Genomic DNA, 24,520 nt, shown 5'->3' with positions numbered 1-24,520 from the left:
ATGAAAACGAAAAAACAAAAAGCAATTTGTCTTTTAGGACTGATTTTGAGTGCGGGCTTGGTGTTTGGATCGGTGCAATTCGATTCAATGGCCTGGTATCACTCGCATAACCCCCAGCGGCTGGAATTAAACGACCGCGGGCAGTTGGTCTGGTATCCGGGCAAACCCCACCAGCTCACAGCTCATCTGCCTGAGCAAAGCCTTGAAGAGGTGGGAGATTCTCTAACTCTGCGCTACTTCTGGCAAAGCCGCGGCGATAAGCTGGGCTGTGATTGCCATGATAATATCTCAGGCGGGGGAGACTGCGATTTCGATGACGACGTTACCTGCCTTGCCGGAACGGGAGATTTCCGGATAGGCCTGTTCGACTCAAATAGTCAGGGATACATCAGCAGCGATAATTACGGCGAAGAAAACGGCATATTCACCGGCTACCTTGGATACCAGTGGCGCTTTCATCCACACATTTGCGATACGGAGCGGTTTTGGGAACATAAATCCGACGGCTCTCGTGAATCCCATACCAACGTAAGCTGCTGGAAAAGAGATGAGCCTTTCATTGACGAAATTGATACTGAACCCTGGCCTTGCAGCCGTGAACTGCTTGGAGATTGCGATCCTCGATCATGGACACGAATTTTTGACCCTGTTCCGGCGTGCTTTGCGCTGGGGTTCGATCAATGGGCTGAGCTGGTTTTGAAGATTGAGCGTGTCAGCCAGGGGATTAAAACTACGTTCTCTTTCAACGGCCTCAGCTACAGCGTTACCGATACCAGCAGTTCCTATCAGCCCCAGAAAATTGACACCTTGGCAATACATTTCTCCAACGCTCGGCCGTATGATTATGTAGTTCTCGCTGCAGAAGAACCGCTGAAGGCGGATATCAATGATGACTGTGTTGTGGAAAATGGCGATTTAATGAAATTTTCAGAAGGCTGGCTTGAAAAAGGCGACTGTCTGCTGCCTTCCCTCAATTCGGACAACTTGCTTTTACGGTATAAATTTAATGAGTCTGCTGGTGAAACTGCCGCAGATTCTTCGGGGCGAAATATGGATGGCCAAGTCAGCGGTAATGGAGATTGGATCGATCAAGGCTGGGAAGGAAACTGCTTGCAGTTTAACGATGACACGTCAGTCAGCCCGCCGCCGGAAACGCTGAGCAATCTCGGTGAGGCGGTAGTTTTCACTTGCTGGCTTAAAGGTGGAGATGCAAGCGGGCGGGATAACTGGGTCTTTGATGTTGGAGATGACCCATATATCAGCGCAAGAGTGCCTGATGCTTTGGGCAATGTGGTTTGGCATGCGGCTGGAGACACGCTCGTCTGGAAAGACTCCACCGCCGCGGACTGGCGTGGGAGCTGGGTGCATTACGCATTTGTGAAAAATGCCGCTGCGGGACACATGGCCATTTACCGCAACGGTGAGAAAGTGGCAGAGAGAACTGACGCAAACGGTTCTCTGGCCAGTATCCCCAACACCGGCTTTGATATCGGCGCAAAACGAAGCCACGCAAATGATTATATTGGCCTGATTGATGAATTCAGAGTGTATAATTTAACCATAGACGACCCAGGCCCAGATCCGGATAAACTGATGCTGTGGTATAAATTTGATCAATCTGAAGGAAACATTGCTGCCGATTCTTCCGGGCATAATATGGATGGCAATATCTCCGGATCTGGCGATTGGAGCTCAGAGGGCTGGAAAGGGAGATGTCTGAAGTTTGACAATGACACTGTAGTAAACCCTCCTAACGCCACGCTAAGCAATATTGGAGAAGCGGTAACATTTACCTGCTGGGTAAAAGGAGGAAATTTCTTAAGCCATAACAACTGGCTGTTTGATGCAGGCCATTATCCGTACGTGAATGCAAGGGTGCCTGATTCTTCAGGGAATGTGGTCTGGCATGCGGCTGGAGATACGCTGATTTGGGAGGATGCAGCCTCTTCTGACTGGCAGGGCTCATGGGTACATTACGCCTTCGTGAAAGATGCTGATGAGGGTTTTATGGCCATCTACCGCAACGGGGAGAAGGTTGCCGAAAAAAACGATGCCTATGGTTCACTTGCCGGCGTTCGCAGTACAGTATTTGACATCGGGGCAAAGCGAAGCCATGCGAATGATTATATCGGGCTTATCGATGATTTCAGGGTGTACAATTATGTTTTAAGCAAAAGCGAAATTAATTCACTGATTTCCAATAGGCGATTTTCAAAGATTGATCTTACCGGCGACGGCCGCATAAATCTGAATGATTATGTCTTGCTTGCCTCTCACTGGCTTGATGAATGTTTTGAGGTGCAGGTTGATAAATTTTTAGCCAGAGATTCATAGCGTGGAGGGAGCTTTGCTGCCCGCTTCGCTGAAATTGTGAAAGTTAAAAAAGTATTCACGATAAATGAAATAAGAAAGGGTTAAACGAAGATGAGAAATGCAAAAAGATTGAACAGAAGGATGTTTCTCCGTCAAAGCGGTGCAGCAGTTGCGGGCGGGCTTTTTGTTCTGCCGGCAATGAGCCGTTTGGAAGGCGCCTCTATGCATAGCATGGAAAAGGGCTTTGAGCAAGGGCTTATCGGAACTTGGTATGGCGACCCTGATCTGTCGCGTCTGAAGGGCAGGTCAGTTCTGAGCAGCCTTGATAACGACTGGAGCGATAATGAGGAGAAAGGCAGCACTTGGTCTGCCCGCTGGCACGGCTATATCGAGGCCCCTTACTCAGGCGAGGTTACATTTGTGATGCGTGCTGCAAACGGAGGAACGCTCAAGATTGACGGTAAAGAGCTGATTGACGGATGGGATAAAACCGGCGTTCACCGCAGAATGATGAAGATGGAGAAGGGCAGGAAGTATCCGATTGAGATTACCTACAACAGGAGCCGCGGCAAGTCTCATCTGCGTTTGTCTTGGAGCTGGCCGGGCGAAGAACTGCATATCATACCTGAGAAGGCCGTTTTCCATGCTCCCGTTGTTTCTTCGGATATAAAGCATGTGGTTGTGGCAAGCAAGCGCGGCCGCTATTACGGCTGGCCGGCAAACAACGGCCTTTGGACTTGGGACGGCGGAAAAGAGATACTGGTCGGATTAACCGACGGTCCTCATAACAAAGAAGGCGGTTTTCATGATATCGGCGAGCCGCAGTTGAGCCGCCTTGCAAGAAGTATGGACGGCGGATATACGTGGAAGAGTTACGATCCTGATAATTACGTGGGTGACGGGAAAGAACCCGAGCCTTCTCCGGGCGGCATCCATTTCGGGCATAAGGATTTTGCAATGCGTGTGGCCGCTACGGGCTACCACGGGACAAGCGATTCGAAAGGACGGTTCTTTATTTCATACGATCGGGGCAAAACATGGACCGGCCCTTACAGATTTAACGGCTTGAATGAAGATGAAAATCTTGATGACGTGCAAATCACTGCCCGAACGGAGTATTTAGTTACCGGCCCGATGTCTGCCCAGATCTTTATGGCAGCGAGAAGAAGAGGAATTCCCAATCATACGCGCAGAGACAAGCCGTTTATGGTGGAAACCAGAGACGGCGGGAAGACGTTCCAGTTTGTTGCTTGGATTGCACCGTGGGCAGATAATCCAGAAGAGGAGGAATGTTATCGGGCTGTTATGCCATCGACGGTTAGAACAAGCAAAGGTACACTGATTACTGCGGCTCGTCGTCGCAATCCGTTTGATGGAGACCAGCACTGCTGGGTTGATTCGTATATATCCCATGATAACGGCAGGTCTTGGTCGTTCCGCAGTGAGGTAGGGCTTACCGGCCTTGACAACGGTAACCCGCCTGCGCTTGCTCTCTTGTCTGACGGGAGATTGGCCTGCTGCTACGGAAACAGAACGCTGCGTCAGTTGATCGTTCGTTTCAGCGAAGATCAGGCAGCAACTTGGGGCGAAGAGATTGTGATTCGCGATCAGCCGCTGAGCCATGATTTTGGATACCCCCAGCTTACACAAAATGCAGACGGGGATATGGTGGCAATGTATTACATCGCAACAAAAGAACGTACGCATTCATATATTGAAGCGGCAATATGGACCCCTTAACCTATTAACTAAAGCCTTAGGCATCCTCCGCTGTAATATCAGCAGCGGATGGATGCCTTTACTGTCCTCTTGGAATCGCCGGAAGAGGCAGTCTGATTCTGGATTTATACGGCTTAGGAGCATTATGCTTAAAAGAATTCTATCGATAACAGTTCTGCTCTTATTGCCTGTGCTTGGGCAGGCGCAGCAGTTGAGTATCGAATTCAAGAAAGGCCCTTATCTAATTCTTCCCGAGAATGCCTCAGGGATGAAGGTTTGCTGGCAGATGGAATCAGCCGCTGCCTGCTCGCTGAAGTGGGGCAGGGATAAAGCCTTTTCAGAAGGCAAAGCAAAGGTGCATCCATACGGAGATAATCAGTATCAATATACTATCTCTAAACTTGCTCCGGGGGCAAAGTATTACTACACCGTTTACGGGCAGAACAATCATCGAGAGGGAAGCTTTCTTACCGCTCCGAAGGAGAACACAAACAAGTCCCTGAAGTTCATCGTTCATGGAGATATCCAGAAGTCTGCGGCGAACTATGACCGGCTTTGCAGCGGGATCTTGGAAGAAATAGAAAAAGACGGCAGCTTTCAGACGCTTTGCCTTATGACAGGAGACTGGATCGAAGACGGCATATACAGCGGATGGCAGGAATTAGTTTTCAATCAGGATTATGATAACACAGCTCGGCTGCAGGCTCTTTTGCCAATAATGGGCTGCATGGGGAATAACGACAATCTGGCTTCTCTCCGGAAATACTGGCCGTATCCTTATCAAAGAAAGGGCTATTATTCATTCACCTACAGCCGAATGAAGGTGTGGGTGCTTGATTCAGAGCAGAGCTTAAGCGGAAAGCAGAGGAAGTGGCTTGAAGAGGGGCTTAAAAATTGCAAGAAGCCTTGGCGGATATTGGTGTATCATAAAAACGCTTATTCTGCCGGCAGCGGCAATTCCTCGGCGAGACGAAATATACACCCGCTTGCGGTGAAGTATGGTGTTGCGGTTGTGTTTGGGGGCCATTGGCACACCTATGCCGATCAGGCAGTTGATGATGTGCTCTATGTTAATACAGGCGAGGGCGGAACAAAAAAAGACGGGCATTACTGCCTTGCCGAAATCAAAGGGGATACAATAAAAATAACAGCAAAGAGGCCGCTCAGCGGTGAGGTGCTCGCGGAGGTTGAGAAAAGTTTGCCTGAATCTGCAGGCAGCGGGGCAAAGCAGCCGGACGAATAATTTGCCTAAATAAAATGAGAAAAAGTGATGTTTTATTGAACATTAATTAAAATTTTTTACAGGGGTATAAGATGATGTTTTCAAATCAATTTTCCTTCTTGCTGTTTTTGATTACAGCTTACTTAGCGGTAATTACGCTGAGCTTTGCCGGGCAGGATAATGGCGAGGCTTTTGAAAACTCTCTGGGAATGGAGATGGTGTCCATTCCGGAAGGTTCTTTTATGATGGGCGAGGGTAAGGGCGATTACGGCTGGGACGAGCTGCCCGTGCATAAGGTGAAGATTTCATCTTCATTCTATATGTCTGCCACAGAGGTAACCAATGCTCAGTATGAGCAGTTTGACCCATCCCACAAGAAGCTGCGCGGGAAGAAAGGATTCTCTACAGAAGATGATGAAGCTGTGATATTTGTAAGCTGGGAGCAGGCCGGCGAGTTTTGTGAATGGCTCAGCGAAAAGGAAGGTAAGCCGTATCGTTTGCCCACAGAGGCTGAATGGGAATATGCCTGCCGCGCTGGAACAAAGACCTCTTTTTCCACAGGCAGCAGTTTGCCGAAAGCTTATCATAAGAACCAGCAGCATATGAGAACTTATAAGCCCGTTGGACTTGAAGTTGGGCAAACTCCCGCAAACCCATGGGGGCTTTATGATATGCACGGAAATGTGGAAGAATGGTGCTGGGATTGGTATGGGGAGTATCCGGAAGAAAAGCAGATTGATCCGGTTGGACGTGAAGGCGGGATTATGAAAGTAACACGAGGCGGGAGCCACAGCACTGATCCTTATTATCTGCGCTCCGCAAACCGCATGGGAACGCTCCCCGAAGACACAAGCTGGCTGATCGGATTTCGCGTTGTGATGGCAGAGTTTCCCGGCAGCGAACCGCTCCCGCAGACGGAGAAATCGCGCTGCTTGAAAACGGATTCTCAGAAAGATTATGACTGGTCTAACGGGCCTGATCAAACCGAGCCCTACTTCGAAGGGCCGATTCAGTATCTGCGCAGGCCGGCTGAAAACGACGGAGAACCCTTCTACAGCCACAATCACTGCCCCAGCATTACTTGGTGCGATAACGGGGATTTGCTGGCAGTCTGGTTTTCGACGAAATCCGAGAAGGACCGCGATATGGTAATCCTCAGCTCACGCCTGAGGGCGGGAAGCAGTCAGTGGGAACGTGCCTCGCTTTTCTATAAGGCCCCGGATCGGAATATGACAGGTTCGTCCCTTTTTAACGACGGAAACGGAACGCTCTATCATTTCAACGGGCTGGATGTGGCGTATCACTGGCGTCATCTCGCCATAACCCTGCGAACCAGTACCGATAACGGAAGCACATGGTCTCGTCCGAGGCTAATCAGCCCCGAACACGGATTCAGAAATCAGGTAATCAGCGGTACGATAATGACCTCGGACGGGGTGATGGTTCAGGCCTGTGATGCCGGCTCGGGAGGCAGCGACGGCACTGCTGTGCATATCAGCACAGATCACGGGAAAACATGGACAGACCCTGCAATACCCCAGATGGATGGCAGGGAGCCGGAATATAAACAGGGCAATACCGGCTATAACATTGCCGGCATACACGCAGGTGTTGCAGAGCTGAGTAATGGAAACTTAATGGCATTTGGCCGAAGCAACAACATCAATGGATATATGCCCTGCAGCATCTCCGAGGATATGGGCAAAACGTGGAAGTATTCGGCCAGCGAATTTCCCCCGATAAGCAGCGGGCAGAGGTTGGTTTTAATGCGGTTGGATGAAGGCCCGCTTCTGTTTGTTTCCTTTACTGATACACGCAAAAGCAAAGAGGAGGGTTGGCCTTGCCTTAAGGGAATGCTTATGAAGGACGCCGAAGGTAATGAGCATTGTATGTGCGGGATGTATGCTGCGCTTTCATTTGATGAGGGCAAGAGCTGGCCTGTGAAGAAATTGATCACCGCCGGCGACCCGCCCCGCGAGATCTACGGCGCAGGCTGGACAGGCAAGTTCACTATGGACCAAAGACATGCCGAGCCCGGCGGTTACCTCGCTGCCACACAAACGCCCGACGGCGTTATACATCTTATTTCCAGCGCTCAGCATTACCGCTTCAATCTAGCATGGCTCAGAGAGCCTATGGTGATTGATGAAGAATAAAGAGAGCAATAAATCGCTTAGATTTTAATGCGTTTGTTTTAACCAGACTTAATGATTTTACGATTGGCCGGCAAATGAGACGAGAAAATAGGATTAACTTAAAAGGGCAGGATTGATGTATCGCTTTCTGATCCTCATATTGTTTCAAATATTGCCTCTAACGCTTCCGTGCGAGGGAGGGGCCGCTCCGCGTCTTTGGTACAAATTCGAATCCTCATCTGGCTATGTTAAAGACGCCTGCACCGGCAGACAGGAACCCATAGAGGGGTATTATCGTTATGAAGAAGGCGTTTACGGAAAGGCCATAGTTTTTGACGGCCAAACGACGAAAATTCTCTGCGAGGCCAAATACGCCCCAAAGCTCGCTGATGCGTTTACAATTGATGCATGGATAGCTCCGCAGACGTATTCATGGAATTGGGCTGGTATTGTTAGCCAAAAGCCCGCTCCCGCCTCTGATTCTAATGATGAAGGCTGCCAAAGCCGATTATTTCTGGGCATAAATCACGAGGGCAGGATTGGTTTCCGGCTGAATCTCGGCGGCGAAGAGCAAAGCTGCGCAACAAAACAGCCTGTTGATCTTTTGAAATGGGTTCATATTGCAGCAGTATATAGCCCCCAAAGCGGAATGAAGCTTTATATTGATGGGAAATTAGCTGCTGAAAATGCTGCGGACGGAAGGCTTTCTGCTGGCGGGGGCGATCTTCTGGTTGGGCAGAATCACTGCCGGATGTCTCCGGTGCAAAGCGAACGCGAAGCAAGCGACCGGCTCAAATCCCGAATGGTTTTTGACGGCCTGCTTGATGAGGTTCGTATCTTCGATTATGACTTAACCGAGGCTCAAATAAAAGCTTATTACAGCCGCTCAAAGCCTGATGTGAAGCAGCCGCTGCAATACCGCCAGATGCCTTCCGGCGCAAATTCCGGCAATAACAAGTTCGGCGCATTTTACACCACCCTATCCTACAGCCCCGAATGGGACGCCCATTGGCCGATCGGCCCTTATGCTGATATTGTTGTGGCGTTTGATAAGCATCCCGCTGAAATGCTTTTCTGGCACGGAACCGGTTACGGAGCTGTATGGAGCAGCGAAAACGGCAGATTGATGGCAGATCAAAGCCTTGAACGCGTTGGAGGGGATAAGAGCCCGTGGGGTTGTTCGGAGCATATGAGCGATAAGCAATGCCGCTACTCTCACGTGCGGCTTATTGCAAACAGCGATGCAAGGGCGGTGGTTCATTGGCGATACGCCATAAGCGATATCAAATACAATATATTCGGTATGGAGGATAATGATCAGTCGTTTGGTGAATGGGCAGATGAATACTACTACATCTACCCCGACGCCGCTGCAACGCGGCATCAAAAGCTCTGGACTGATCATCTAAGGCATGAATGGCAGGAGACGATAGCGCTGAATCAGCCCGGGACAGCTCCGGAGGATAATATCGAGCTGGATGCGATGGTGTTTGCAAACTTGAAAGGTGAAAGCTGCGTTTATTCATGGAGGAAGCGGCCGGATAGAAAAGTCTCAAAGCCTGAAGACTCTGTTATCCAACTGGTGAACCTGAAGAGCTGTTATAAGCCGTTTATTATTTTCCCGCCGGAGAATAATCTAAAGCTGTTCTCGCCGGATGCGATAGTAGAGGGGCAGCATTTTCCGTGGTGGAATCATTGGCCTGCAGCTCAAATACCAAACGACGGACGCAGAACTCAGATTCCAGACCGTCCGAGCCATTCTTCGCTGAGCCAGTCTTTGGAGGATTCTGATGCTATTAAACAGACATCGGAAAACACCTTCGAAGCGGTAACGCTAACCGGTATGACAAATCAGGGAGTTGAGGGGCTTGTGCCCCTTGCCAAGAGCTGGAATAATCCCCCAGTGATTGGGCAATTGAGCGATGGTTTCAAAAACGAAGGATACAGCCGCAAGCAGCGGGCGTATATTATTCAATCGCTAAAAGAATCGCAGACCTCTACGCTTGAGTTTACGCTTGCCGCAAACAAGGACAGGCCTGTTTTTAATCCGGCCTTTTTGATTCGAGGCTGGGGAGCAGAAGAAGCTGTTGTGCATTGTAACGGCAAAAAGCTCGGCTCAAGCGTTCTTCGCACTGGGTTTGAGCCTCACCCGGGCAGAACCGATTTGGTTGTGTGGGTTGAGAAAGAATTTCGAAGCTCTGTGCAGTTTGAGATTGAACCTGCGAAGAATGAGGCTCCTGGGTCTTGCCCAAAACGGAAAAATTTCGGCGCATTTTATACAAAGATAGATTCAGGCCAAAATGAGATGTCTTGGCCGGTGAGCGGCGAGCCTGATGTGGAAATCCTTTTCGATAATTCCGCAAGCCGGTTTATTTTCTGCCGAGAGAACAGCTTTGTGCCCGCCTTTTCAGTGAAAGAAGGGTTGTGGTATATCAATGCATTTATGCAGGAGGGCTTAAATCAGAAGCCTGCGGAGAGTTTTTATTCGCCGCTTTTAGATAAGCGCTGCCTGTATTCTCGGGCGAGAGTTATTGAAGACAGTGATGCCCGTGTTGCAGTACATGTGCGGCATGCGCCTGTTGATGAAGATTCCCTGCTCACTGAAGCAAACCCGCTGACGGGCTGGTCAGACTGGGTGGATGAGTATTATACCTTTTACCCCGACTCGATAGGTGCTCGAAAAGTTGTTTTCCACTGCCGCTCGTCGCTGAGCGGAAGGCGGGTCTATCAGGCTGGCATACTGCAAAACCTCCCGCAAAAGGATGAGTCTGATTTTCAAGACGGCTCATTTATGCTGGCGAATCTGAAAGGACAATCAGCACAATTCAAATGGGCAGCAGGGCAGAAGGATTTTGAAAGCATTCCGGAGCGAGCCTTTTTGCAGGCTTTCAATGTGAATAACGAGGCCTCTCCATTTATTATAGCTGATCCGGAAAAGGGTGAGTTTGCTTTTCATCATCCGCCCGAGCAGCCGGGCTTTGAGGATGGGGCGTTTTCGTCTTTAATTTGGCAGCCTCACGAGATTCGGGAAGGTAGTAATACGTGGAGTAATACGTGGAGTATGTTGTTTGGAGCGGCCAACTGCAGTTCTGATGAGCTTGCTCGGCTGGGCAGGTCTTGGCTGAATGCCCCAAAGCTTGAGATCGTGAGTACCGGCCGGGCGCATCAGAACGAAGGCTACGACCCATCTCAGCGGGCATACATCATTGATTGCCGAAGCGATAAGCCTGAATCTGATTTCTGCTGCAAACTCTTGGGCTCGAAAGAAAGCCCTATATTTAATCCTGCGCTGGTTTTGAAAAACTGGGGCACAGATAATGCGCAGCTTTGGCTTGATAATCAGAAGATGGAAGAAGGGAAAGATTATCGCTTGGGGCATCAGCGGAATAAAGAAGGCAATAATCTTACTGTCTGGCTGGACATCGCCAGTTTCAAAGAGATTGAGATAAAATTAAAACGTTTGTGAATATAATTGAACAAAACTGATAAATGATTTGAAATTTAGGAGAACAATTCTTATGGACAGAACGACGAAAAAAATCTTAGCTTGGCTGTTGTGCCTGATCCTCGCAAATGCCGTTTCCGGAAAAACGGCGTGTATCGACGATATGGGCTTGGAATTTGTACCTGTAAAGGCGGGCAGTTTCGTTATGGGAGCTGATTTATCCGCCGACTGCATCACCGCAGAGCGGGCGATTTTCATTCAGGATGAACTCCCTGCACGAAAGGTTAGGATTACAAAGGATTTCGAAATCGGCAGGTATGAGGTTACCAACGCCCAATACGAGATGTATGACCCGGGGCATGCTGCTATGCGGGGCAAGGCATACGGGCTCAGCGAGAAAGATAACGAAGCAGTTGTTTACGTGAGCTGGAATGAGGCGTCAGCCTTCTGCGAATGGCTTTCGGCTAAGGATTCTGAGTATGATTATCGTCTGCCGACAGAGGCCGAATGGGAGTATGCCTGCCGCGCAGGAACTCGTACGCCTTACAACGACGGCAGGGAGGGCGATATTTACGAGATGAATCCGGTTGGTAAATTGGCCGAAAAGCAGCGAATCATAACAGACTGGCTGATTACCCGCGGCAACCGCAACGCAGACGATATCGCATGGTCAACCCCTGAGGATGTAGATTTGACGGTGGGGCAGGAAGGCCCTAACGCTTGGGGTATATATGATATGATGCTCGGGGTTCAGGAATTGACGCTGGACTGGTACGGCCCTTATGACCCTTCAGATACTGTTGACCCTGTCGGCTATAAGAGCGGTTCTTCCAAGGCGGTGCGCGGAGGCTGTCATAACGTGCATATCCAGACTCTTCGTTCAGCAAACCGCTCTTCCTCTAACCGGACAGACAGCCATTTTTTGATGGGATTCAGGCTTGTCCGCGTGCCTGAGGGGCGTTCTCTGCCTTCTCCCACCCTCACTCAGCCGGTAAAGCGTTGGGCTGAGGATGTATCTCAGGAAAAGCATCACTGGGATTCAGACACCCCCAACCCCTATTTCGAGATGAAGTCTTTATACGATATGCACGAGGAGTACGGCTCGGACGAACTCGCAGAGCAGTTCAGTATCCCGCTCTACACCCACAACCATTCCCCAACCCTTACGTGGATGGAGAACGGTGATCTTCTTATGATTTGGTTCACTGGCGAGAGCGAAAAGAGCCAGGCACTCACAACCCTTGCCCTGCGAGGTCGCAGACAGGAATCAGGGGAGCTGGTTTGGGATGAGCAGCTTGCAGAGTTTTATAAAGAGGCAGACCGCAATATGCACGGAACTCAGGTGTGGAATAATAAGGTTCGATTAGACAACAGCTTCCAAGAGCCTTTCACCCTCTATCTGCTCAACGGCATCTGCACCGACGGACGCTGGTCTAAGCTGGCTATGTCTTTTCGGAAGAGTACCGATAATGGAGCAACATGGACAGAGCCCAGGGTAATCAAGAAGGGCAGAAACTCTTTCCATCTGGATAATGACGGCAATCAGCCTCAGGGCAACGCCTTTACAATGAAAGACGGCACTCTGCTTTCATTTACCGATGGAGGGTTTGATGAGGGAACAAGAACCACCGCAAATATCAGCCTTGACGGAGGCGATACGTGGTTTGTGAGTACACGTCGAAACGGGCCTCCGGGGATTCATACAAGCGGCATTGAGCTTGATGACGGCAGGATTCTGGCGTTCTCCCGAGATAAGGGCGAAACCTTTGGCGCTATGCCTGTGAGCGTATCCACAGACCACGGCTCAACCTTCATTAATCAGAAATCTGAGTTTCCAGGGATTGGTACTGTTCAGCGATGTGAGCTGATTAGATTGGATTATGCCTGCCGCGAGCTGGATCCCAAAGGGCTCGGACGCAAGCCGATTGTTTTGATCAGCATTGCCTCAGACGGGATCAATGGCAAAGATGCCAACGGTAATGAGACGACCATTTACGGTACGTTCGCTGCAGTTTCTTGGGATAACGGCAAAACGTGGCCGGTAAAGCGGGTGCTCAGCGATGTTCGTGAAGGCGAGGAGAAATATTTCGCCGGCCCATGGAACGAGCAGATAACATTGGACGCTGCCCACGGACAGAACAAGGCCTACTGGGCGGCTGCGCATACGCCGGATGGGGTGATTCATTTAAGCGACAGCCGCTTGTATTATGCGTTCAATCTGGCTTGGCTTGTAGGGGAATAAGAAGGCATTTTTCGATTGGCGGATTTATCTCAGAAAGCAATGAGATTCCGCTCGATTGCAATATTCTGCAGCTTTAAGCCTGATAATAAACCTAAAAAATGAAAGGTTAGAAAAATGAAAATGCGTTTATATTGTGCAGCTATTTTTGCCCTTGCTCTTTTTGTATGCAGCGCTGAAGCTGGGTTTGAATTGGAGCTTAAAGGCAGCGATCAGAAGCTGCAAATGAGCTTCTCGGGAGATAAACTGAAATCTGCTGTTGAGATAGAAGAATTCTTTGTCAGAATCGATGATATCAACTACGACATTGAAGGCGAGCCTTTATCCCTGAGGGAAGATAAGGGCGGCTTTACGGGGGTTTGGAAGCTGGGCAGCCGTAAAGGAACGGTTTCGGTAAAATCTTTATCCAACCGCTTCAAAATCACGGCAGACCTTGATAACGACTACCGCCTTCACCGCATTGGTATGAAAATACGTGCAAGTGAGAAAGAATATTTCACCGGTATGATGGAGCGCGTTGTTGATGGAGATCAGGGGCTGTCTTGGCAGAAGGGCATCACTCAGGCTATGAACCTGCGGGGCGAGTCTGTAGAGATGCGGGTGAAGCCGTCTCTGGGGCTCTACGCCCCGTTTTACATATCTTCAAGGGGCTACGGCCTGTTCGTTCACGGCACATGGCAAGGGCGCTGGAGCTTCCCAGACAAGGGCGACGAGGGCGAGGTATCGTTTTATTTTTACGGCGAACCCCTGGAGGTTACTGTCTATACCGGAGGGGTGCGCAAGGCGGTTGAAAATCATATGATGGATACTGGTCCGCAGTTTTTGCCGCCGAAATGGGCATTTAAGCCTTGGCGGTGGAGGGATAACCATCACCACAGGGACAGCTATTTCGACGGCTGCGAGGCAAACGCACCGTATAACAGTGAGCTGGTGGAGGATGTGCTTATGTGCGAGGCGCTGGATATTCCCCTCGGTGTTTACTGGGTTGACAGGCCGTGGGGAGAAGGCCCTTGGGGATACGACGAGCTCGAATGGGACAGGCAAAGACTCCCTGAGCCGGGAAAAATGATACAGTGGCTTAGCCGGAAAGATATTAAGTTTATGCTCTGGCTCTCACCTTGGACAAAGGGGCCTGTTATGGAAAAGACGGCCGACGAGAACGGCTGGATTGTGCCCGGAACTAACGACTGTATTGATTTTTCGAATCCCGAGGCAGCGAAATGGTGGCAGGAGAACTACATCAAAAAACTGCTCGAAGACGGCGTGGCAGGCTTCAAGCTCGATAGAGGCGAAGAACGAGACCATGCCCAGCGCGGCTGCGGTACAATAGACGATGGAAGAGACTGGTTCGAGGCATATAACGACTACAGCCGTATGTATGCAGAGGCTGTTTATGAGATTAGTAAAGAGGTGCGGGGAGATGATTTTTGCCTGCTCCCGAGAGCCGGATACACCGGCAGCGCAAAATATGCTGCCTTCTGGGGCGGCGATACCGGAGAAGGCCCATGGGGGCTTCGCTCAGCGATTGTGGCTGCTCTTCGCTCTTCCGTGATCGGCTATCCAATCTGGGGCTCGGATACAGGCGGCTACCGCTACGATGAGGATCAGCCCGATACAATGATGAGATGGCTTGCATTCAGCTGCTTTACGCCAATTATGGAAGTTGGGCCGAGCGATGACAAGGGGCTTTGGGACTTGAAAAACGGCAGAGAAATCACAGCGGTATGGCGGTTGTATGCAACTTTGCACGATCATCTGGCCGACTATACCTACGAATCTGCAAAACAGACACAAGAAAAAGGAACGCCTGTGATCAGGCCTCTGTTTCTCACCTTCCCGGACCAGCAGGATTGCTGGGACGACTGGCAGAGCTATATGTACGGCCCTGATATTCTCGTTTCGCCGATTTGGAAGGCGGGGCGTGAGGTTGCCCGCAATGTTTATCTCCCGGCAGGCGAGAGCTGGGTAGATGCGTGGACAGGCAGGGAATATGAAGGCGGAAAGCGGGTTGAAGTGCGGTGTTCTGTGCATCAGATTCCGATCTTTACTCGCTCCGGCGCAGCGGTTGAATTGCCGAACTTGAATCAGCTTTGGGAAGAATCGCTGGAGAAAGTTGAAAACTTGCCGAAAATGAGCGAGCTGGAAAAGGGGGCGAAGTGGTGAACACCAAATCGGGCTTTGATTAAGCCTGACTCTGATGCAGAGCCGTCGATAGGATTTTTGCCGGCAAATGATTTTGAAGCTGGCTGAAAATCAAACTGGGGTGAAAGCGGATTTGCTTAACTCTTGTTGTTTTTTCGGCTGTTTTAGGCAAAATGTATCCGACTGATTCGAATGCCTTAAAAATAATTAACAAGGGAAAGGAAAGATATGATTATCAATACGTTAGAGCAGGCAGATTCTTATTACTCTGTGAACCCGTTTTTCGAGCAGGCCTTTGCTTTTCTGAAACAGCCCGGTTTGGCTGAACTATCCACGGGCAAGTATCAGATTGATGGGAATCGCTTATTCTGCAACATTGCAAAGGAATCCGGCCGCACAAGAGAAGAGGCGAGGCTGGAGGCGCATCAAAAATATATTGATATCCAATATGTGATCAGCGGAACCGAAGAGATGGGATGGAAGCAGATCTCCGATTGCAGCGTTGTTCGCCAGCCGTATGACCCTGCAAAGGATGTTGCTTTTTTCAAAGATGAGCCCGAGATTTGGGAAACGGTGAGGCCTGGGTCTTTTGCTATATTTTTTCCCGAAGATGCCCACGCTCCGCTTGTGAGCAATGGGGAGATTCACAAAGCGGTTGTTAAAGTTTTGATGAATTCTTAACTCCGAAAAGATTGTGGTTTTTTCAGTTAATTCTATGAGGATTTGATTATGATTTTCAGCCGGCGAAGATTTTTGAAAAGTTCAGGTGCAGCAGCAGCTTCATTCCTTTTGGCAGGCGGAAATTGCGGCTCTGTTTTTGGCAGTCAGAAGCTGCGGGGCAAGCCCAACATCATTTTCTTCCTCGCAGACGACTTGGGCTGGCATCAGGCAGGCTGTTACGGCAGCACTTTTTATGAAACGCCCAACATTGATAAGCTCGCTTCTGAGGGGATGAAATTCACAGATGCCTATGCAGCGGCTCCGGTATGCTCTCCCACAAGGGCAAGCATTATGACGGGCAAATACCCCGCAAGGCTCCATCTTACTCAATATATCAAGGCGAGCAGTCCGTCCGACGAAAAGCTGCTTACGCCCGATTGGACAGCCTGTCTCCCGCTTGAAGAGGTAACAATTGCCGAGCTGCTCAGGAAGGCCGGCTATGCCTCAGGCCATTTCGGCAAATGGCATCTGAACAAGGATAAAGATTACCGGCTCGGCCGGCCGGGCGATCCGGGGTCGCAGGGCTTTGAGGATGTGCTTACTACCCATAAACCCGGAGCAGGCCCTGAGAGCCCCTATGAAAACGATGCCCATCACGTTCGCCAGATTACAGAGCGGGCAGTTTCCTTCATAGAGGCAAACAGGGAAAATCCCTTCTTCTGCTATATCTCGCATAATTCAATTCACGACCCCGAAATCGAGCGAAAGGAATTGATTGATAAGTATCGGGCTAAGCCCGGGGCAGATAATGATACGGGCCATGGCCATAATAATCCTGTTCAGGCTGCAATGCTCGAAACCCTTGACAAGAGCCTCGCTTCTGTGTTAAAAAAACTCGAAGAGCTTGATTTGCAAAACGATACGCTGGTTGTCTTTTACAGCGACAACGGCCACTTAGGGCCTAAAGATTGCAGACCTTTGCGAGGCAGCAAGGCCGATCTCTATGAGGGCGGCATACGTGTGCCGCTGATTATTCGCTGGCCTGATGTGATTAAACCCGGCAGCGTATGCAGTGAGCCGGTTATCAGCACAGACTTCCTCCCAACTTTTGCAGAAATCGCCCGCTCATCAATCTCCAGCCTTACCGTTGACGGGGAAAGTCTTATGCCGCTGCTAAAGCAGAGCGGAATGTTAAAACGCGAAGCAATTTTCTGGCATTATCCGCATTACCACCACGACGGCGTTGCCCCTTCAAGTGCGGTGAGAAAGGGAGATTACAAGCTCATTGAGTGGTTCGAAAAAAGCATTGACGGCATACATACCGAAGCGGCCTTTGAGCTCTATAACCTAAAAGCCGATCTCAACGAAAAGAACAATCTTGCCGAGAAGAAGCCCGAAAAGGTTAATGAGCTTTATGAGGACTTAAAAAACTGGCGGAAAAATGCAGGGGCGCAGAAAATGCGTCTAAATCCAAAATATAAGCCTGCCGATGAGACAAAATCTTCATCTGCTGCCTATGATTCTGGACAAAATCGGGCTGACAGGACTTGAACCTGCGACCTCTTGACCCCCAGTCAAGCACGCTACCAAACTGCGCCACAGCCCGATTAGAAGCGGGGATTGTAACAAAAAGCAAATAATTTACAATCCGAAAATCTCGTTGCTGACCGAAAGTGTGCGACAATTTTTTGTGGCGAGCGGCGGATTGCCGCAGCAAAATCATTAGTGAAAATCAGCGCAGATTAGCGAGTGGACAAGGTGGACTCGGTCAGCGGAAATTATAGAAGCAAAAAAACTTTTGCCTTATCATTGCCTTTTGTCCACTTATTTCTTCGCCGAAGGCGGATTCATGCGTGGCTCTGATTGTCATTAGTATTCCGCAGCGATTTTACGAGGCGAACATTTAAACCGAGCCGCACGTGGAGTCCGCCGAAGGCGGAAAACAAGCGGATAGATTCGGCTTTAAAAAGCTTTGCCAAAAAATATTTTCGCACACGCCCGAAATTAGAGGGGGCAGTCTTTCCCGAGTGTCTTATGGGTAAACTGTCTCTGGCCGGAGGCGTATTCGCCTGCGGTTTGTCCGTTCCCAAGGAGCAGCCATTTGTATATCAGCAGCCCTTCCAGCCCCACTGGTCCGCGTGCGTGAATCTTGTTGGTGCTTATGCCCACCTCAGCCCCGAGTCCGTAGCGGAAGCCGTCGCTGAAGCGTGTGCTTGCATTCCAGAAAACATCCGCCGAATCCACGAGCGAGAGGAATTTCCTCGCCGCCGCCTCATCAGAGCTCACAATCGCATCGGTATGGCCGGAGCCGTACTTATTGATATGTTCTATCGCATCCTCCATCCGGCTCACTGCCTTAATCGAGAGCTCATAATCGAGATATTCGGTTTGCCAATCGTCCTCGTCTGCCGGCTCGCATTCGATAATCTTCTGCGTTTTTTCGCATCCCTTGAGCCTGCAGCCGTATTCATCGAGCGCCTTTTTCGCTGCCGGCAGGAACTGCTCTGCGATATCTGTATGCACAAGCAGGGTTTCCATTGCGTTGCATACCGCCGGATACTGGCATTTCGAATCAGCGGTAATCTCCGCCGCCATATCCAAATCCGCCTGCCGGTCAACGTACACATGGCAGATTCCGTCGGCGTGCCCGAGAACGGGGATATTCGTGTTGTTCATTATAAACTGCACAAACTCATTCGAGCCGCGCGGCACGATAAGGTCAACGCAGTTATCCAGCCCCAGCATCGCCGAAACATCCTCCCTCGTTTCCAGAAGGCCGATCCAACCATCCGGCAGCCCCGCCTCCACGCTCACCCTGCTGATTATATCGGCAAGGATGCGGTTGGTTTTCGCTGCCTCAGAGCCGCCCTTGAGAAGTACGCCGTTCCCGCTCTTCAGGCACAGCGAGGAGATCTGCACGAGCGCATCGGGGCGGGATTCGAATATCACCCCCACAACCCCCAGAGGACAGGCCACCTTGTACAATTCGAGCCCGCTGTCGAGCTCTGTTGAGGCGAGCGTCTTGCCCACAGGGTCTTCCAAGGCGGCAAGGCTCCGCAGCCCGCGGCATACGCCGGCTATTTTATCCCCGTCAAACTTGAGCCTCTTGAGCAGAGCACGGGCGAGATTTCCCTTCTCTGCTCGCTCTAAATCTTCCTTGTTCGCCGCAGTGATTGCATCTGTATTTGCCTCGAGGGCCTCAGCTATCTTGCCGAGGGCATCGTTTTTTGTGTTTGTATCCACAGCGGCCATCAGCTTTGAAGCCGCCTTCGCTTTTTCTGCTGTTTGCTGAATGCTCATTATCTAACCTCGCATTAAATCTTTCATTTTCCCCGATTATAATGATTTCAGCCGGCTTTGAAATCCCCTCCCCGCAGCCTGTTAATTATCAGCGGGCGCAAAAACCTCCGAATACAGGCAAATGGAGTGCCTCTCTGCCTGCCGCCTTTTGAAATCATATTTTCAGCTTTGAGCCTTAATCAGCAGCGCCCTGCATGCTCTCGCCGGCACGCTCTATATCTTCGCCTAAGCCCTCGAAGGTATTGCAGCCCGATACGCTGACAATGATCATCATCGCTGCGAGGATTGTGAGAATCTTCTTCATTTCTGTTTCTCCGCGTTGTTTGAGTTAATGTTTTATGCTTGCCGGCAGGAAGCTCCAAGCTCCCCGCCACGCAACGCTGTATATTACCAAAAACCGCAAATCTGCAAAATAAAATTTACCCGCTCAATCTGCGTGTCCAATATTTTTTAAGCTGCATTGAGATATTACAGCCGCTAATCTTCCGCTGAGATTTATTAGCCGCTAAGCAGCTCTAAGATACACTAAGGATTTATTAGCCACTAAGCAGCACTAATTTTTCACTAATGATTTTGCCACGAGCTATCCGCCGCAGGCGGACTTGCAGCTCTGCCACTTGCCACGAGCAACGAATCTATCCGCTTGCTCCGTCCGCCTTCGGCGGACTCCACGCACGGCTCTGATTGTCGTTAGTATTTCGCAGCGATTTCACAAAACGAGATATTTAAACCGAGCCACGCATGTAGGCCCGCCGCAGGCGGGGCGAAATAAGTGGACAGCAGAACGGAGAGAAAAGATATATATTAACCACAGAGAGGGGCACAGAGGGGAGATATTTTTTTTAACCACTAATCAGCACTGATTTTTCTCTAATGATTTAATTGCTCGCTACTCAGCTACTTGCCATCCGCCGCAGGCGGACTTGCAGCTCTGCCACGCATCAATAAATGGGTAACTGTCCCTATTTAAATTTCCCGCTGAAAAAATAAAAAACCCCGCCATCCCACCAAAAAACCCACCTAACACCCCCACTTGATACCCAAAGCAGTTGTTAAACTTTGGGTATTATGAAACTGAAAAACATAAACCAAATTGCAAATGAGCTGGACTTGCCGCTCAGCTGGATCAAAGAGCAAGTGGAGGCGGGGAAGATTCCTTGTCTCAGGATTGGACGCAAATACAAATTTGAACTGGAGGCAGTTAAAGCAAGCCTCGCTGAAACGGCAGCGGAGGCGAGGCAAAAGCGATTCAGGCTGATAACACCAGACAGATACGATTTCAACCTCTGCTTTGCAAATGCTGAGCTTCAGCAAAGACAGCAGAGAATAAAAAGGAGGCGGATTGAAGATGTTCTTTAAATTAGATGCCGATACAGCAGCACGGAAAGACCTGCGGGCAAGCGATAAGATAATCCTTGCGATTATCCAAAATTATGAAAATCAGGGCGAGGCTTGGCCGGGCAGAAGGAAGCTTCAGGAAAAAAGCGGGCTTGCCGGATCTACGATTTGCGATTCTATTCAGAGGCTGAAAAACGCAGGACTTCTGGAGGTTCAGCAGCAGGGTATCGGGAAGTCAAACATTTACAAAACCTGCCCGAAAACCGAACCGGTAGGGAAAACCGACCAGTCCGAAAATCAGACCGGTACCTGCCCGAAAACCCGACCGGTAGGGGAAACGGACCAGTCCGAAAATCAGACCGGTACCTGTCTGAAAACCCGACCGGTAGGAAAATCCGACCAGTCCGAAAATCAGGCAGGTACCTGCCCGAAAACCAGACAGGAACCTGTCCGAAAATCAGTCACTAAAAGAATAAGAAAAGAAAAGAGTAATGTGGACGAGCCTTCCGGATACGCTTTTGTGCTGAAGGGAGGGAAGGATTACTCACTACCAAAAGCCAAACTCGAAGAGTATGAAAACACTTTCACAACTGTGGACACATATAATCCACAGATTACGCAGAGGTTTTTTGACAGGATTTACAGCCCCGAACCGCTTTTGCTGCGGGGCAAGGATTCACAGGATAAATATTTAATATGGGAATGGCGGAGAGGAATTTTTCAGCCGCGAATCTGCGATATTTTTTTCGAAACTCAAAATCCGCCTGCTTCAAGCATTAGAATATCTAATACCAGAGGCGGAGCATTCAGCAGCGTAATAGGAAAAAAAAGAAAATTGTCAACCTTAAACCGGCACTTGACATAGACACATAGTCTGTTGAGCTTTATAATTTGAAATAGTATGAGGCTGCCAAAGTAAATCAATGGATAGAGAAGTGAATGGAAGATTCTGTTTGACGAAATTTTTTTATGGGAAACAGGAGTATGAGAAAATATTTATTATCAATACTTTCGGTTTTGTTGTCTGTTGTAACTGCATCCTTCGGGTCGGCGGTTATCAATGTGAATGGTGCCAGTGAGGGCAGGAGTTTCGACGGAATGGGTGCGTGGAGTTCCGGTGGTAATTCGCGGCTTTTGATTGATTACGAGGAGCCATACCGCAGTGATATACTGGATATGCTTTTCAAACCTAATTTCGGTGCATCTCTGCAGCATTTGAGGGTGGAGATCGGTTCGGGGTTTAATTCGACCTCTGGTGCGGAACCATCTCACGCAATAACCAGAGATGAGCTTAGTGATCCTGTTTCGAGAGGTTATGAATTCTGGCTGATGAAAGAGGCTAAAAGCCGTAATGCCGATATCGTGCTGGATTGTATGCTGTTTGCGTTTCCGTACTGGTTTACCGGCCAGTTTTCACAGGATACGGCTGATTATATTGTTGCGTTCTTGGATGAAGCCAAAAATGAATGGGGTGTGGAGCTGGACTGGATAGCTCCTACGAAAACCGAAACGATAAATGATTACGATGAGATCGTGGAGAACCTTTCGTGGTGTAAAAATACCTTTATCCCTACCATGAACTCTCATGGCTATGACCTTAATATTCTGCTTCTTGACGGGGGCTGGTGGGCATGGAGGATATTCGAGGTATTCCAGACGCATCCGGAGTATGAGCCGATGGTCGATGCCTGCGGGGGACATAATATCGACCAGAAGCCAAGTAACGCTCCGTGCACATATCCTTCACAGGAAATCATTGATACGGGCAAGAAGCTGTGGAGCAGCGGGGACACTGCCGGACATGGTACATGGAATGCGGCTACCGGCATCGTGGAGCGGATGAACAGGCTTTACATTAAAGGCAAAATAACCAATATGCAGGTTTGGAACGTTGTTGACGGATGCGCTGAGGGTGTGAATTGGACTAAGTCGGGGTTAATAAAAGCGGACCGACCCTGGTCGAATCATTATGAAATTTACCCGGCAGTTTGGGGTGTCGCTCATTATACCCAATTTACCGAAATCGGCTGGAAATATTTGAAAGACGGGTGCGGGTATTTGTCTGGTTCGGGTAATTATGTTACTTTAAAAGACCCGGATACTGATAACTGGAGCACGATAATTTACAGTGAAAATCCTGAAACTTTAGAGTTTAACCTAACGGGAGTTTCGGCGGATACCGTTCACGTGTGGAGAACAACATCGAGCAGACACTTTGTAAAGACGGCGGATATTACGGTAACAAACAACAGTTTTACCCTGAATACATTACCTGACGCGATGTATTCGGTAACAACTGCTGCGGGACAGCGCAAGGGTGAGCCTTCAAACGCAATACCTTCTTATGAACCTTTTCCGATGCCCTACAGCGAGGACTTCGAGGAGTATAACGACGGAGCGACAGCAAAGTATTTATCGGATATGCAGGGAACATTCGAGACGGCAGCTTGTAAAGGCGGTCGAGAAGGCAAGTGTTTGGAGCAGATCGTGCCGAGGGTGAACGAGAGTTATCTTTGGTGGCCGCAGGTGAATCCGTCAGCGGCGATGTCCCTGTTTGGCGATATGACTTGGCGGGATTATGAATTTAGCGCGGATGTTTTTATCGAGGATGGGTTTGTATATGTTGGCGGCAGGAAGGGCGATCATCAGGTTAAGAGCGGGTATTGTTTTGTGATCAGTGAAGCCGGCAGCTGGAAGGTAACGTATGATGATGTGGCTGCGGATGATAATGTTTTAGAAAGAGGCAGTAAAGGCGGGTTTGACAGCAGTAAATGGCACAATCTGAAAATTCGATTTATAGACGGCCAGATCAGGTGCTATCTTGATTCGGAAAAAATCTGCGAGATAGAGGATACCAGGCGAAAGGCTGGTCAGGCCTGCTTTGGCAGCAGTTTCGATCTCAACCAGTTTGATAATTTGAGTGTGAAACCGATCGGCAGATGGTCTATGGTTGATGACAAAGACCAGAGTGTTTACTGTCCAGGATGGAGGAGTTTTAACAGCGATGAGCTCTACGGGAACAGCGCGATGTACAATGATCAGGCTGGAGGTACTCTGAGTTTCAGCTTTGAGGGCAGTGGTTTTCGGATATTCGGTTCGAGGAGAGCTGACGGGGGGATAGCGAATATTTATGTTGGCCCGCATAAAATCGACAGTGTGGACTGTTATAATCCCAGTATGAAAATGCATGAGCTTTTGTATGAATCCAATAATCTCAGCTTTGGCAATCATAACGTGAGCGTGGTTGTTTCCGACCAGAAGAATTCTGCGAGCAGCAACAGTATGCTGGTGATAGACGGGTTTGCCAAAAGTGAAATTTCAAAGCCGATCAGGCCTGAACCCAAGGTAAACCTGGCGACCGGTGCGATGACGAGCGCTTCAAGCAGCTGGGATTCGGATTACTCACCAAAGAAGAGTATTGACGGAGATCCGGAAACAAGGTGGAATGCGGGCGCAGGTGAGCTCAATGGTTCGTGGCTTTCTTTGGATTTTGGACGGAAGGTAACGTTTAACAAGGTCAAAATAAAAGAGTTCAGAGAGCGGATTCAGGGCTATAAATTGCAGTATTATGATGGGGGCTGGAAAGATGCCTTTTTTGGGGGGTTGATCGGATCTGACAAGACAGACATCTTTCCAGCAGTCTCATCAGATCGCATGAGATTGTATGTAATAAATGCTCTGCTTTCGCCGAGTATTTACGAAATAGAGGTATATTCGACACAGGAAGATCTTGATAACGACGGACAGGTAGATATGGATGACATATTTTTTTTAGCTGCCAGTTGGCTTAACGGCGAGTGTTCGACTTATTATGACTGTTATAATGCTGACCTGAACAGCGATGAGAGGGTAGATATTAAGGATTTTGTTGAGCAGGCAGAAGAGCTGACTTATTAGAAACTGCTCAATTTGTATATGCTAAGGCTGTTGCGGAATATATGGCGGCGTTATACCTTGAATTGAAAATCATAATACTTTTTTTACAGTTGTAATTGTCAAAATTGTGC

14 protein-coding genes and 1 tRNA gene are annotated in these 24,520 nt (G+C 49.3%); 12 read left to right on the top strand and 3 right to left on the bottom strand.

Features of this window, described 5'->3' with window-relative positions:
- The 9 genes from STSP1_RS05610 to STSP1_RS05570 all read left to right on the top strand — a co-directional run bounded on the left by STSP1_RS05610 (position 1) and on the right by STSP1_RS05570 (position 17,426).
- Positions 1-2,334 carry a LamG domain-containing protein gene (locus tag STSP1_RS05610; RefSeq protein ID WP_161491626.1) on the top strand — a complete coding sequence of 778 codons (2,334 nt, stop codon included), beginning with the start codon at positions 1-3 and terminating at the stop codon, positions 2,332-2,334.
- A 90-nt stretch (positions 2,335-2,424) separates the two neighbouring features.
- Positions 2,425-4,053: a PA14 domain-containing protein gene (locus STSP1_RS05605; RefSeq protein ID WP_085755411.1), complete on the top strand. Its 1,629-nt coding sequence runs from the start codon at positions 2,425-2,427 to the stop codon at positions 4,051-4,053.
- 124 nt (positions 4,054-4,177) lie between these two features.
- Positions 4,178-5,275, top strand: a complete 1,098-nt coding sequence (locus STSP1_RS05600; RefSeq protein WP_161491625.1) for a purple acid phosphatase family protein — start codon at positions 4,178-4,180, stop codon at positions 5,273-5,275.
- A gap of 188 nt (positions 5,276-5,463) precedes the next feature.
- Positions 5,464-7,410, top strand: coding sequence for an SUMF1/EgtB/PvdO family nonheme iron enzyme (locus STSP1_RS05595; RefSeq protein ID WP_118158586.1), 1,947 nt, complete (start codon positions 5,464-5,466; stop codon positions 7,408-7,410).
- Positions 7,411-7,525: 115 nt separating this feature from the next.
- A complete protein-coding gene (locus STSP1_RS05590; RefSeq protein ID WP_085755409.1) occupies positions 7,526-10,855 on the top strand; it encodes a LamG domain-containing protein in 3,330 nt (1,109 codons plus the stop codon).
- 52 nt (positions 10,856-10,907) lie between these two features.
- Positions 10,908-13,076 carry an SUMF1/EgtB/PvdO family nonheme iron enzyme gene (locus tag STSP1_RS05585; protein WP_085755408.1) on the top strand — a complete coding sequence of 723 codons (2,169 nt, stop codon included), beginning with the start codon at positions 10,908-10,910 and terminating at the stop codon, positions 13,074-13,076.
- A 114-nt stretch (positions 13,077-13,190) separates the two neighbouring features.
- Positions 13,191-15,236, top strand: a complete 2,046-nt coding sequence (locus tag STSP1_RS05580) for a TIM-barrel domain-containing protein (protein ID WP_085755407.1) — start codon at positions 13,191-13,193, stop codon at positions 15,234-15,236.
- A 207-nt stretch (positions 15,237-15,443) separates the two neighbouring features.
- The gene (locus STSP1_RS05575; protein WP_085755406.1) at positions 15,444-15,896 is read left to right on the top strand and encodes a NanQ anomerase/TabA/YiaL family protein; all 453 of its coding nucleotides are present in this window, start codon (positions 15,444-15,446) and stop codon (positions 15,894-15,896) included.
- Between the two features lie 72 nt (positions 15,897-15,968).
- Complete coding sequence (locus tag STSP1_RS05570; protein ID WP_161491624.1) at positions 15,969-17,426, top strand: sulfatase; 1,458 nt, start codon at positions 15,969-15,971, stop codon at positions 17,424-17,426.
- Here the strand turns inward: STSP1_RS05570 and STSP1_RS05565 are convergent.
- The 3 genes from STSP1_RS05565 to STSP1_RS05555 form a co-directional block, all read right to left on the bottom strand.
- Positions 17,408-17,481, bottom strand: a tRNA-Pro gene (locus STSP1_RS05565). The two genes, STSP1_RS05570 and STSP1_RS05565, sit on opposite strands and share 19 nt — an antisense overlap.
- A gap of 398 nt (positions 17,482-17,879) precedes the next feature.
- A complete protein-coding gene (locus STSP1_RS05560; RefSeq protein WP_085755404.1) occupies positions 17,880-19,175 on the bottom strand; it encodes a glutamate-5-semialdehyde dehydrogenase in 1,296 nt (431 codons plus the stop codon).
- 175 nt (positions 19,176-19,350) lie between these two features.
- Entirely contained in the window at positions 19,351-19,479 is a 129-nt protein-coding gene (locus tag STSP1_RS05555; RefSeq protein WP_085755403.1) for an entericidin A/B family lipoprotein, read from the bottom strand.
- 764 nt (positions 19,480-20,243) lie between these two features.
- On the opposite strand from STSP1_RS05555, the gene STSP1_RS05550 reads away from it, so the two are divergent.
- The 3 genes from STSP1_RS05550 (at position 20,244) to STSP1_RS05540 (ending at position 24,410) form a co-directional block, all read left to right on the top strand.
- Positions 20,244-20,534 carry a MerR family transcriptional regulator gene (locus tag STSP1_RS05550; protein WP_085755402.1) on the top strand — a complete coding sequence of 97 codons (291 nt, stop codon included), beginning with the start codon at positions 20,244-20,246 and terminating at the stop codon, positions 20,532-20,534.
- Complete coding sequence (locus STSP1_RS05545) at positions 20,524-21,378, top strand: helix-turn-helix domain-containing protein (RefSeq protein ID WP_085755401.1); 855 nt, start codon at positions 20,524-20,526, stop codon at positions 21,376-21,378. Before STSP1_RS05550 ends, STSP1_RS05545 begins: the two co-directional genes overlap by 11 nt.
- A 119-nt stretch (positions 21,379-21,497) precedes the next feature.
- On the top strand, positions 21,498-24,410 hold the full coding sequence (locus STSP1_RS05540; protein ID WP_161491623.1) for a discoidin domain-containing protein: 2,913 nt from the start codon (positions 21,498-21,500) through the stop codon (positions 24,408-24,410).
- Positions 24,411-24,520 lie beyond the last annotated feature (110 nt).

This window comes from Sedimentisphaera salicampi (genome assembly GCF_002117005.1).
GTDB lineage: Bacteria > Planctomycetota > Phycisphaerae > Sedimentisphaerales > Sedimentisphaeraceae > Sedimentisphaera > Sedimentisphaera salicampi.
The sequence above is the reverse complement of the archived record's forward strand: the minus strand, read 5'-3'. Positions and strand labels throughout refer to the sequence as shown.